The 12,588-nt window shown below is 55.4% G+C and carries 7 protein-coding genes; 6 read left to right on the top strand and 1 reads right to left on the bottom strand.

Going from position 1 to position 12,588, the window contains the following annotated elements:
• Positions 1 to 132: 132 nt before the first annotated feature.
• From aceE to lpdA, 3 genes are all read left to right on the top strand, one after another.
• Complete coding sequence (aceE, locus tag ACMV5H_RS00640; protein ID WP_021179690.1) at positions 133 to 2,796, top strand: pyruvate dehydrogenase (acetyl-transferring), homodimeric type; 2,664 nt, start codon at positions 133 to 135, stop codon at positions 2,794 to 2,796.
• A gap of 13 nt (positions 2,797 to 2,809) precedes the next feature.
• Positions 2,810 to 4,687, top strand: a complete 1,878-nt coding sequence (aceF, locus tag ACMV5H_RS00635; protein ID WP_414821300.1) for a pyruvate dehydrogenase complex dihydrolipoyllysine-residue acetyltransferase — start codon at positions 2,810 to 2,812, stop codon at positions 4,685 to 4,687.
• A gap of 233 nt (positions 4,688 to 4,920) precedes the next feature.
• Positions 4,921 to 6,345, top strand: a complete 1,425-nt coding sequence (gene lpdA / locus ACMV5H_RS00630) for a dihydrolipoyl dehydrogenase (RefSeq protein ID WP_021806270.1) — start codon at positions 4,921 to 4,923, stop codon at positions 6,343 to 6,345.
• A 98-nt stretch (positions 6,346 to 6,443) separates the two neighbouring features.
• On the opposite strand, the gene ACMV5H_RS00625 is transcribed toward lpdA, so the two are convergent.
• Complete coding sequence (locus ACMV5H_RS00625) at positions 6,444 to 6,566, bottom strand: hypothetical protein (RefSeq protein WP_021179693.1); 123 nt, start codon at positions 6,564 to 6,566, stop codon at positions 6,444 to 6,446.
• 687 nt (positions 6,567 to 7,253) lie between these two features.
• Between ACMV5H_RS00625 and acnB the strand changes: the two genes are divergently transcribed.
• The 3 genes from acnB to ACMV5H_RS00610 all read left to right on the top strand — a co-directional run bounded on the left by acnB (position 7,254) and on the right by ACMV5H_RS00610 (position 12,587).
• On the top strand, positions 7,254 to 9,851 hold the full coding sequence (acnB, locus tag ACMV5H_RS00620) for a bifunctional aconitate hydratase 2/2-methylisocitrate dehydratase (RefSeq protein ID WP_414821299.1): 2,598 nt from the start codon (positions 7,254 to 7,256) through the stop codon (positions 9,849 to 9,851).
• A 220-nt stretch (positions 9,852 to 10,071) separates the two neighbouring features.
• Positions 10,072 to 11,733 (top strand): malonate decarboxylase subunit alpha, encoded by a 1,662-nt coding sequence (gene mdcA / locus ACMV5H_RS00615; protein ID WP_021179696.1) that lies wholly within the window; start codon positions 10,072 to 10,074, stop codon positions 11,731 to 11,733.
• Positions 11,733 to 12,587: a triphosphoribosyl-dephospho-CoA synthase gene (locus ACMV5H_RS00610; protein ID WP_021179697.1), complete on the top strand. Its 855-nt coding sequence runs from the start codon at positions 11,733 to 11,735 to the stop codon at positions 12,585 to 12,587. Before mdcA ends, ACMV5H_RS00610 begins: the two co-directional genes overlap by 1 nt.
• Position 12,588 lies beyond the last annotated feature (1 nt).

Genomic DNA, 12,588 nt, shown 5'->3' with positions numbered 1-12,588 from the left:
AGATAAAGCTCGGAGTGCTTAATTAAGTACTTAAGCGGCAACCAAACTGATGAGCCTGTCTTCGTGCGTTTTATGACAGAACGCACGAAGACAGGCTCCAAACAAACCATTAGACAGATAAGGAATACCACCATGTCAGAACGTTTAAACAATGACGTGGATCCGATCGAAACCCGCGACTGGCTGCAGGCGATCGAATCGGTCATCCGTGAAGAGGGTGTTGAACGCGCTCAGTTCCTGATTGATCAGGTGCTGGGAGAAGCCCGCAAGGGCGGTGTTAGCGTTGCAGCGGGTGCTGCGGCTAACAACTACGTCAACACCATCGCGGTAGAAGACGAACCGGCATACCCGGGCAACCTGGATCTGGAGCGTCGTATTCGTTCTGCCATCCGTTGGAACGCCGTGATGACCGTGTTGCGTGCTTCCAAGAAAGATCTGGATCTGGGCGGCCACATGGCTTCCTTCCAATCTTCTGCGACCTTCTATGAAGTCTGCTTTAACCACTTCTTCCGTGCTCGCAACGAGAAAGACGGCGGCGATCTGGTTTACTTCCAGGGCCACATCTCTCCGGGCGTTTATGCACGTGCCTTCCTTGAAGGCCGCCTGACCGAAGATCAAATGAACAACTTCCGTCAGGAAGTGCACGGTAAAGGCCTGTCCTCTTACCCGCATCCAAAACTGATGCCTGAATTCTGGCAGTTCCCGACCGTCTCCATGGGTCTGGGCCCAATCAGCGCCATCTATCAGGCCAAGTTCCTCAAGTATCTGGAACACCGTGGTCTGAAAGACACCTCTGGCCAGACCGTTTATGCCTTCCTGGGCGACGGCGAGATGGACGAACCAGAATCCAAAGGTGCGATCACCATCGCAACCCGTGAGAAGCTGGACAACCTGGTCTTCGTCATCAACTGCAACCTGCAGCGTCTGGATGGCCCGGTTACCGGTAACGGCAAGATCATCAACGAGCTGGAAGGTATCTTCGCAGGTGCTGGCTGGCAGGTGCTGAAAGTGATCTGGGGCGGTCGTTGGGATGAACTGCTGCGTAAAGACACCAGCGGCAAGCTGATCCAACTGATGAACGAAACCCTGGACGGCGACTACCAGACCTTCAAATCCAAAGACGGTGCTTACGTGCGTGAGCACTTCTTCGGCCGCTTCCCGGAAACCGCCGCGCTGGTCAAAGATATGACCGACGACGAAATCTGGGCGCTGAACCGTGGTGGTCACGATCCGAAGAAAGTCTTTGCTGCACTGAAAAAAGCGCAGGATACCCAAGGCAAACCAACCGTGATCCTGGCCCATACCATCAAAGGTTACGGCATGGGTGAAACCGCGGAAGGTAAAAACATCGCTCACCAGGTGAAGAAAATGAACATGGAAGGGGTTCACCACTTCCGCGATCGTTTCAACGTGCCAGTGGCCGATGCTGACATCGAAAAACTGCCATACATCACCTTCGAGAAAGACTCCGAAGAGTACAAGTATCTGCACGAACGCCGTCAGGCGCTGCAAGGCTATGTACCAACTCGTCTGCCTAACTTCACCGAGAAGCTGGAAATGCCAGCTCTGGAAGATTTCAGCTCACTGCTGGAAGAGCAGAACAAAGAGATTTCTACCACCATCGCCTTTGTGCGTGCCTTGAACGTGATGCTGAAGAACAAGTCGATCAAAGATCGCCTGGTGCCAATCATCGCCGACGAAGCTCGTACCTTCGGTATGGAAGGTCTGTTCCGTCAGATCGGTATCTACAGCCCGAACGGCCAGCAGTACACCCCGCAGGACCGTGAGCAGGTGGCGTACTACAAAGAAGACGAGAAAGGCCAGATCCTGCAGGAAGGTATCAACGAACTGGGCGCAGCCTCTTCCTGGTTGGCCGCAGCGACTTCCTACAGCACCAACGATCTGCCAATGATCCCGTTCTACATCTACTACTCCATGTTCGGTTTCCAACGTATCGGCGACCTGTGCTGGGCAGCGGGTGACCAACAGGCGCGTGGCTTCCTGATCGGCGGGACTTCAGGGCGTACTACCCTGAACGGTGAAGGTCTGCAGCACGAAGATGGCCACAGCCATATTCAGTCTCTGACCATCCCTAACTGTATCTCCTACGATCCGGCTTACGCGTATGAAGTGGCAGTGATCATGCATGACGGCCTGGTGCGTATGTACGGTGACGCGCAAGAAAACGTCTACTACTACCTGACCACGCTGAACGAAAACTACCACATGCCAGCCATGCCACAGGGCGCAGAAGAGGGTATCCGTAAAGGTATCTACAAGCTGGAAACTCTGGAAGGTAGCAAAGGTAAAGTACAGCTGTTGGGCTCCGGTGCGATCCTGCGTCATGTGCGTGAAGCTGCGCAGATCCTGGCGAAAGACTACGGCGTGGGTTCTGACACCTACAGCGTAACTTCCTTCACCGAACTGGCGCGTGATGGTCAGGACTGTGAGCGTTGGAACATGCTGCACCCAACCGAAACCCCACGTGTGCCTTACATCGCTCAGGTGATGAACGAGGCGCCAGCGGTAGCGTCTACCGACTACATGAAGCTGTTCGCAGAGCAGGTTCGTACTTTCGTACCAGCCAGCGATTATCGCGTACTGGGTACTGACGGCTTCGGTCGTTCAGACAGCCGCGAAAACCTGCGTCACCACTTCGAAGTTGATGCTTCCTACGTGGTGGTTGCTGCTCTGGGTGAACTGGCTAAACGCGGTGACATTGAAGCTTCTGTGGTCGCTGATGCGATTAAGAAATTCGACATCAACCCAGAAAAAGTTAACCCGCGTCTGGCATAAGAGGTACTGAACAATGTCTATCGAAATCAAAGTGCCGGACATCGGTGCAGATGAAGTTGAAATCACCGAGATCCTGGTGAAGGTTGGCGATAAGGTTGAAGTTGAACAATCGCTGATCACCGTGGAAGGCGACAAAGCCTCCATGGAAGTGCCTTCGCCGCAGGCTGGCGTGGTCAAAGAGATCAAAGTGGCCGTCGGTGATAAAACCGAGACTGGCAAACTGCTGATGATCTTTGAAGCAGAAGGTGCAGCCGCTGCCGCACCAGCCGCCAAGGCAGAAGAAAAACCGGCCGCGGCTCCTGCTGCTGCCGCAGCCAAAGACGTTGAAGTACCGGACATCGGGGCTGATGAAGTTGAAGTCACCGAGATCCTGGTGAAGGTTGGCGATACCGTGACTGCCGAGCAGTCTCTGATCACCGTAGAAGGCGACAAGGCCTCTATGGAAGTGCCTGCACCGTTCGCTGGTACCGTGAAAGAGATCAAAATCAACACCGGTGACAAAGTGAAAACCGGTTCCCTGATTATGGTCTTCGAAGTGGCTGGCGCGGCTTCTGCTGCCCCTGCTGTTGCGGCTACCCAGGCGGCTCCGGCTGCTGCCCCTGCGGCAAGCGCGGCGAAAAACGTCGAAGTGCCAGACATTGGCGGCGACGAAGTAGAAGTGACCGAAGTGATGGTGAAAGTGGGCGATAAAGTTGCCGCTGAGCAGTCACTGATCACCGTTGAAGGTGACAAGGCTTCTATGGAAGTTCCGGCTCCGTTCGCGGGCACTGTGAAAGAAATCAAAATCGCTACCGGCGACAAAGTGAAAACCGGTTCTCTGATCATGGTGTTCGAAGTGGAAGGCGCTGCACCAGCACCTGCCGCTGCTCCGGCCCAGAAAGCAGAAGCTGCTCCGGCTCCGGCCAGGCAGGAAGCCAAAGCGGCTGCACCTGCCGCCGCCGCCGGTAAAGGCGAGTTCGCTGAAAACGACGCCTACGTTCACGCGACCCCAGTCATCCGCCGCTTGGCGCGTGAGTTCGGTGTTAACCTGGCAAAAGTGAAGGGCACAGGTCGTAAAGGCCGTATCCTGCGCGAAGACGTTCAGGCTTACGTGAAAGACGCGGTCAAACGCGCCGAAGCCGCTCCTGCCGCTACCGGTGGTGGCCTGCCAGGCATGTTGCCTTGGCCGAAAGTGGACTTCAGCAAGTTTGGTGAGATCGAAGAAGTTGAACTGGGCCGCATCCAGAAAATCTCTGGTGCCAACCTGAGCCGCAACTGGGTGATGATCCCGCACGTGACTCACTTCGACAAAACCGATATCACCGATCTGGAAGCGTTCCGCAAGCAGCAGAACGACGAAGCTGCCAAGCGTAAGCTGGACGTGAAGTTCACCCCGGTGGTGTTCATCATGAAAGCCGTTGCCGCTGCCCTGGAGCAGATGCCACGCTTCAACAGCTCACTGTCCGAAGATGGCCAGAAGCTGACGCTGAAGAAATACATCAACATCGGCGTGGCGGTAGATACGCCAAATGGCCTGGTGGTTCCGGTATTCAAGGATGTGAACAAGAAGAGCATCACTGAGCTGTCCCGTGAACTGATGGCGATCTCCAAAAAAGCGCGTGACGGTAAGTTGACCGCAGGCGAAATGCAGGGCGGTTGCTTCACCATCTCCAGCCTGGGCGGTATCGGGACTACTCACTTCGCGCCGATTGTTAACGCGCCGGAAGTGGCTATCCTGGGTGTCTCCAAGTCTGCGATGGAGCCGGTCTGGAACGGTAAAGAGTTCACGCCGCGCCTGATGATGCCAATGTCGCTCTCCTTCGACCACCGTGTGATTGACGGTGCTGACGGTGCGCGCTTTATCACCATCATCAACAACATGCTGGCCGACATTCGCCGTCTGGTGATGTAATGAAAAAAGGGCGCAGCATGCTGCGCCCTTAGTAATTCAGTAGCAGTTTTGTCGGGTTTTGCATGACTCGACAGAATTGTTGGGACACGGGTCACTCGAACACGCTTTGCAGATTATTAACAATTCTGTAAACTGCTCGCGGTGTATGCGTCCCGGTGGATGAAGGGCGTTATGAGATCGACTAGCAATAAAAATGACGTCTGACCCGCCGGACAAACAATTAAGAGGTCATGATGAGTACTGAAATTAAAACTCAGGTCGTGGTACTTGGGGCGGGCCCTGCGGGTTACTCTGCTGCTTTTCGTTGCGCTGACTTAGGTCTGGAAACCATTCTGGTTGAGCGTTACTCCACTCTGGGCGGTGTTTGCCTGAACGTGGGCTGTATTCCTTCCAAAGCACTGTTGCACGTTGCCAAAGTGATCGAAGAAGCCAAAGCGTTGGCCGAACACGGCATCGTTTTCGGCGAGCCGAAAACCGACATCGACAAAGTGCGCGTCTGGAAAGAGAAAGTCATCAATCAGCTGACCGGTGGTCTGGCTGGCATGGCTAAAGGCCGCAAAGTGAAAGTGGTCAACGGCCTGGGTAAATTCACCGGCGCCAACACGCTAGTGGTTGAAGGCGAGAATGGTGCTACCACCATCAACTTCGACAATGCCATCATCGCCGCAGGCTCCCGTCCGATCCAACTGCCATTTATTCCTCATGAAGATCCACGCGTGTGGGATTCCACCGATGCACTGGCGCTGAAAACCGTTCCAGAGCGCATGCTGGTGATGGGCGGCGGTATCATCGGCCTGGAAATGGGCACCGTATACCATGCTCTGGGTTCACAGATCGACGTGGTTGAAATGTTCGACCAGGTGATCCCGGCTGCAGATAAAGACGTGGTTAAAGTCTTTACCAAGCGTATCAGCAAGCAGTTCAACCTGATGCTGGAAACCAAAGTGACTGCGGTAGAAGCCAAAGAAGACGGCATCTATGTCACGATGGAAGGTAAAAAAGCCCCTGCAGAACCACAGCGTTACGACGCGGTGCTGGTAGCGATCGGCCGTGTGCCGAACGGTAAACTGCTGGACGCTGGCCAAGCCGGTGTAGAAGTTGACGACCGTGGCTTTATCCACGTCGACAAACAGCTGCGTACCAACGTGCCGCACATCTTCGCGATTGGTGACATCGTCGGTCAACCGATGCTGGCGCACAAAGGCGTGCATGAAGGCCACGTAGCTGCTGAAGTTATCGCTGGTATGAAGCACTACTTCGACCCGAAAGTGATCCCATCGATCGCTTACACCGAGCCAGAAGTGGCATGGGTAGGGATGACCGAGAAAGAAGCCAAAGAGAAAGGCATCAGCTACGAAACGTCCACCTTCCCGTGGGCAGCTTCAGGCCGTGCTATCGCTTCTGACTGTGCAGACGGTATGACCAAACTGATCTTCGACAAAGAAACGCACCGTATCATTGGTGGCGCGATTGTCGGCACCAACGGCGGCGAGCTGTTGGGTGAAATCGGTCTGGCGATCGAGATGGGTTGTGACGCAGAAGATATCGCGTTGACTATCCATGCTCACCCAACCCTGCACGAATCCGTAGGTCTGGCAGCAGAGATCTACGAAGGCAGCATCACCGATCTGCCAAACCCGAAAGCCAAGAAGAAGTAATTTCAGCGGTTGGTAAGGTTGATAAGCGGCTCCTGTAAAGGGGCCGTTTTTTTGGAATAAATGCCAATAAAAGGCCGCTCAAAAGAGCGGCCAGTAGCTTACTTGTTCTGGAATACGACGTTGAAAATCAGTTGGTTGCTGGAAACTGACCAGCCGCCTTTGCTGACGCCAAACACCGAACCCAGTACAATGAGCAGGATAATGAGTGTTCTCCCTTTCATTGCGCGTTCCTTGTGGAACCACGACCACCGCGACTTCACTGGGAAAGCCCCAGTGGAACAAGCGCTCGATAGCGCCTGTATCGCAGTAGTTGCAGCACTGTTCTCAAGCCCGATGACCGGCTGCTAAACCGGCAGAACAGACCCAAAATCAGAGTACATAAAACAGCGTTTTTTTGCATCAGATCGGTTGATTTTTTAACCAAATTTACGCACAATGGCCTTGCTCGATAGCGCTTGTATCGTTCTTAACGATGTAAGAAATCCGTTCGGTGCCTGCTAACACTGCACGGATACAAAAGAACCGTCTTTATGGCGGTTTTTTTGTGCCCAACGCCCGCCAATTTCTCCCAACTCTATCGATAACCATTGTAAAACTATGGACGTTATGTTGTGCTCATTGGGCTGAGATTGCTGTTGTGCCGTATCGAACCCGAGCCCGTCCCGCCTGCTTTGCAGCCGATTACGCTGCGGTCAACGATTCAGCAAAGATTTAATGTTGCTTTTATGTGAACGAATTAACAACCGATTCAAATCCTGATATGCTGGCTGGGCGGAACCGGGCACTGTACCTTACTTACAGTCCAGGATATCGACAGCAGTGCCCCGTCAAATATCGCCGTGCGCTAAACCCGGTTTGAATATAAAACGCCAGGCACAATAAATGACAATGAGAGCGAGGAGAAAGTCGTGCTAGAAGAATACCGTAAGCACGTGGCCGAGCGTGCTGCAGAGGGCATCGTCCCTAAGCCATTAGATGCGACACAAATGGCAGCGCTGGTTGAATCATTAAAAAATCCGCCAAAAGGCGAAGAAGAATTTCTGTTAGACCTGCTGATTAACCGTGTACCACCGGGCGTCGACGAAGCCGCCTATGTCAAAGCAGGTTTTCTGGCAGCCGTTGCCAAAGGCGAAGCCACTTCCCCCCTGGTTACCCCCGAAAAAGCCATTGAACTGCTAGGCACCATGCAGGGCGGTTACAACATTCATCCGCTGATCGAGGCGTTGGATAACGAAAAGCTGGCACCGATTGCTGCCAAGGCGCTTTCCCATACGCTGCTGATGTTTGATAACTTCTACGACGTAGAAGAGAAAGCCAAAGCCGGTAACCCACACGCCAAGCAAATCATGCAGTCCTGGGCCGATGCCGAATGGTATCTGTCCCGTTCACCGTTGGCGGAAAAGATCACCGTGACCGTGTTCAAAGTGACTGGCGAAACCAACACCGACGATCTGTCACCCGCTCCAGATGCCTGGTCACGTCCAGATATCCCACTGCATGCGTTGGCAATGCTCAAGAGCGAACGTGAAGGCATTTTCCCTGATCAGCCGGGTAGCGTTGGCCCAATCAAGCAGATTGAAGAGCTGAACAAGAAAGGTTTCCCGCTGGCCTACGTCGGTGACGTGGTCGGTACGGGGTCTTCCCGTAAATCTGCCACCAACTCGGTGCTGTGGTTTATGGGCGACGATATCCCCTACGTGCCGAACAAGCGTGGCGGCGGTGTGGTGCTGGGCGGCAAGATTGCGCCAATCTTCTTTAACACCATGGAAGATGCAGGCGCGTTGCCGATCGAAGTGGACGTCTCCAACCTGAACATGGGCGATGTGATCGACATCTTCCCGTATAAAGGCGAAGTGCGTAACCATGAGACCGGCGAACTGGTTGCCAGCTTCGAGCTGAAAACCGATGTGTTGCTGGATGAAGTGCGTGCCGGTGGCCGCATCCCACTGATTATCGGCCGTGGCCTGACCACCAAGGCGCGTGAAGCGCTGGGCTTGCCGCACAGCGAAGTGTTCCGCATTGCCAAGCCGGTAGCGGCTAGCAGCAAGGGCTTCTCGCTGGCGCAGAAAATGGTTGGCCGTGCCTGTGGCGTTGCTGGTGTTCGCCCTGGCGAATACTGCGAACCTAAGATGACCTCGGTAGGTTCACAAGATACCACTGGCCCAATGACCCGTGACGAGCTGAAAGATCTGGCTTGCCTGGGCTTCTCTGCCGATCTGGTGATGCAGTCGTTCTGTCACACTGCCGCGTACCCGAAACCGGTAGACGTCACGACTCACCATACGCTGCCGGACTTCATCATGAACCGTGGCGGCGTTTCGCTGCGCCCTGGTGATGGTGTGATCCACTCCTGGCTGAACCGTATGTTGCTGCCGGATACCGTTGGTACCGGTGGCGATTCCCACACCCGCTTCCCGATCGGCATTTCCTTCCCGGCCGGTTCTGGTCTGGTAGCCTTTGCTGCCGCGACCGGCGTGATGCCGCTAGATATGCCTGAGTCGGTGCTGGTGCGCTTCAAAGGCAAAATGCAGCCTGGTATTACCTTGCGTGATTTGGTGCATGCTATCCCTTACTACGCGATCCAGCAGGGCCTGTTGACCGTAGAGAAGAAGGGTAAGAAGAACATTTTCTCTGGCCGCATTCTGGAGATCGAAGGTCTGCCGGAACTGAAGGTCGAACAGGCGTTTGAGCTGACCGATGCCTCTGCAGAACGTTCCGCTGCCGGTTGTACCATCAAGCTGGACAAGGCACCGATTGCCGAATATCTGAGCTCCAACATCGTGCTGCTGAAGTGGATGATCTCCGAAGGTTATGGCGATCGCCGTACCCTGGAGCGCCGTATTCAGGGGATGGAAAAATGGCTGGCGGATCCGCAGTTGCTGGAAGGCGATGCGGATGCGGAATATGCCGCAGTGATCGAAATCGATCTGGCTGATATCAAGGAGCCAATCCTGTGTGCGCCGAACGATCCGGACGACGCGCGCCTGCTGTCCGATGTGGCCAACAGCAAGATCGACGAAGTGTTTATCGGTTCCTGCATGACCAACATCGGTCACTTCCGTGCGGCAGGTAAACTGTTGGATCAGCATAAAGGCCAACTGCCAACCCGTCTGTGGGTGGCTCCGCCAACCAAGATGGACGCAGCGCAATTGACTGAAGAAGGCTACTACAGCGTCTTTGGCAAGAGCGGGGCGCGTATCGAGATCCCTGGCTGTTCACTGTGCATGGGTAACCAGGCACGCGTAGCGGACGGTGCGACCGTGGTTTCCACCTCAACCCGTAACTTCCCGAACCGTCTGGGTACTGGAGCCAACGTTTATCTGGCTTCCGCAGAGCTGGCGGCAGTGGCATCACTGCTGGGCCGTCTGCCAGCGCCTGATGAGTATCAGACCTATATGGCACAGGTCGACAAGACGGCGGCGGATACTTATCGCTACCTGAACTTCGACCAGTTGACCCAGTACACGGAAAAAGCCGACGGTGTGATCTTCCAAACCGCGGTGTAATTCAATACTGAGTTAGCATCATCACGGGGAGCCTTTGGGTTCCCCGTTTTTTTGTGATCGACCCCGGCTTTTATTGATATTAACTGATTGATTAATCTTGATTTGATGAAATTATTACTCTCAGGCTAATAAACCATCCCCCTGCTTGATTGATGGCGTTCTCCTAGACTCTTACTCTAACCGTACTGAACAGAACCAAGTAAACCCAGGAGGTTGAGGTATGTCGCTTCATCAAAGCCCCACGCGCGTTTGGGATACCCGGCGGCAGGAAAAAAAACGCCGTATCGCGAGTGTGCAAGAGCAGTCGCAGGGCAAAGTGATCCCCACCGCCGATCTGACCAGCGTGCTGGAAAAACTGCTGGTTTCTGGCGATCGGGTGGTGCTGGAAGGCAATAACCAGAAACAGGCCGATTTTCTCTCCCGTATGCTCGCCGAGGTCAACCCCGCCAAGGTCCACGATCTGCATATGATCATGCCAAGCGTTGGCCGCGCCGAGCATCTGGATATTTTTGAAAAGGGCATCGCCCGCAAGCTCGATTTTGCTTTCTCTGGTACCCAGAGCCTGCGCATTTCCCAACTGTTGGAAGATGGGCAGCTCGAAATCGGTGCCATCCACACCTATATAGAACTCTATTCCCGCCTGTATGTGGATCTGGTGCCGAACGTGGCGCTAGTGGCCGGGTTCAAGGCCGATCGTCACGGCAATCTGTACACCGGGCCAAGTACCGAAGATACCCCGGCACTGGTGGAGGCCACAGCGTTTAAAGACGGCATCGTCATCGCTCAGGTCAACGAACTGGTTGATGATGAAACTGACCTGCCAAGAGTTGATATCCCCGGCTCCTGGATCGATTTTGTCGTGGTGGCAGACAAGCCGTTCTTTATTGAGCCGCTGTTTACCCGCGATCCGCGCCTGATCAAACCGGTGCACGTGTTGATGGGGATGATGGCAATCAAAGGCATCTACGCCAAACATCAGGTGCAATCGCTGAACCACGGTATCGGTTTCAACACCGCCGCCATTGAACTGCTGCTACCTACCTATGGCGAGCAACTGGGTCTGAAGGGCAAAATCTGTAAACACTGGACCCTGAACCCGCATCCAACCCTGATCCCGGCAATTGAAAGCGGCTGGGTGGAGACCGTGCACTGTTTTGGCGGTGAGCTGGGGATGGAGAATTATATCGCCGCCCGCCCGGATATTTTCTTTACCGGTAGCGACGGTTCCATGCGCTCCAACCGTGCGTTCTGCCAGATGGCCGGTCAGTACGCCGTAGATATGTTTATCGGTTCAACCTTACAGATCGACGGTATGGCCCACTCTTCTACCGTGACACGTGGTCGCCTATCCGGTTTTGGCGGCGCACCGAACATGGGGCACGATCCACACGGTCGTCGCCACGCTACGCCTGCCTGGCTGGATATGATCGAAGAGCCGGATCCGTTGGCTCGTGGCCGCAAGCTGGTGGTGCAAATGGTGGAAACCTTCCAGGCGGGGGCCAAACCGACCTTCGTAGAAAAACTCGATGCCGTCGATGTGGCGCAAGAGTCTGGCATGCCGCTGGCACCGGTGATGATTTACGGCGATGACGTCACCCATGTGCTGACCGAAGAGGGCATCGCTTATCTGTATCGTGCACGCTCGCTGGAAGAGCGCCGCGCCATGGTGGCAGCGGTGGCCGGTATCACCGATATCGGGCTGGGTGTGGACGCTAAACGCGTGGCCGAGCTGCGCCGTGAAGGCAAAGTGGTGTTCCCGGAAGACCTCGACATTCGTCGCACCGATGCAACGCGTTCTTTGCTGGCCGCAGGCAGCGTAGCGGATCTGGTCGAGTGGTCCGGCGGCCTGTATAACCCGCCAGCGAAATTCCGGAGCTGGTAATGAAACTTTCCCCCTGTTTAATCGCTTCTGATGCGGACCGAGTTGCCGCACGCTTGGCGGAGCTTGCCACGCAGGCGCTAGTGGATGAGGCGCGCCTCAGCCCGAAACCGGGGCTGGTGGATGCCCGGGGTTCCGGCGCGCATCAGGATTTGACGTTGGCGTTGATGGTGCGTTCCGCCCACAGCCTGACACCGGTCTTCCACCGGCTGGCGATTGCCGGTTGGCAGCGTCCGGCAGATAGTGCGTTGCGTCAGGAAGTGGGCCGGATTGGCCGGGAAGGTGAACAGCGGATGATGGCTGCCACTGCCGGTGTTAATACACATCGCGGGGCAATCTGGGCGATGGGCCTGCTGGTGACGGCGGTAGCCATGCAAGGGGGGAACGCAACGCCATCCAGCAGTTGCACATTAGCCGCTCAGTTGGCGCAGTTGCCGGATCATGCTAGCCCGAAGGTGTTCAGCAAAGGCTTGCGAGCCACTCAACGTTATCAGGTACCCGGCGCGCGGGAGGAGGCCCAGCAAGGTTTCCCGCATGTGATGCAACGTGCGCTACCGCAGCTGTGGTACAGCAGGAACCAGGGGGCCAGTGAGCCAGCCGCGCAGATTGATGCCTTGATGGCCATCATGACCACCCTGAGCGATACCTGCGTGCTGTCGCGCGGTGGGTTAACGGCGCTAAAAGCGATGCAGCAAGGGGCAGCCGAGGTACTGCATGCCGGAGGGTATCAACATCCGGCAGGGCAGGCGGCGTTGGCCAAATTGGAGCAACGGCTATTGGCGAGCAACGCTTCACCCGGCGGCGCGGCCGATTTACTGGCTGCGGCTCTGTTCCTCGATCGGGCTACGGCCCGCTGAA

The sequence above is a fragment of the Serratia sp. N21D137 genome, from assembly GCF_047530005.1.
GTDB classification, from domain to species: Bacteria; Pseudomonadota; Gammaproteobacteria; order Enterobacterales; family Enterobacteriaceae; genus Chania; species Chania fonticola_B.
The sequence above is the reverse complement of the archived record's forward strand: the minus strand, read 5'-3'. Positions and strand labels throughout refer to the sequence as shown.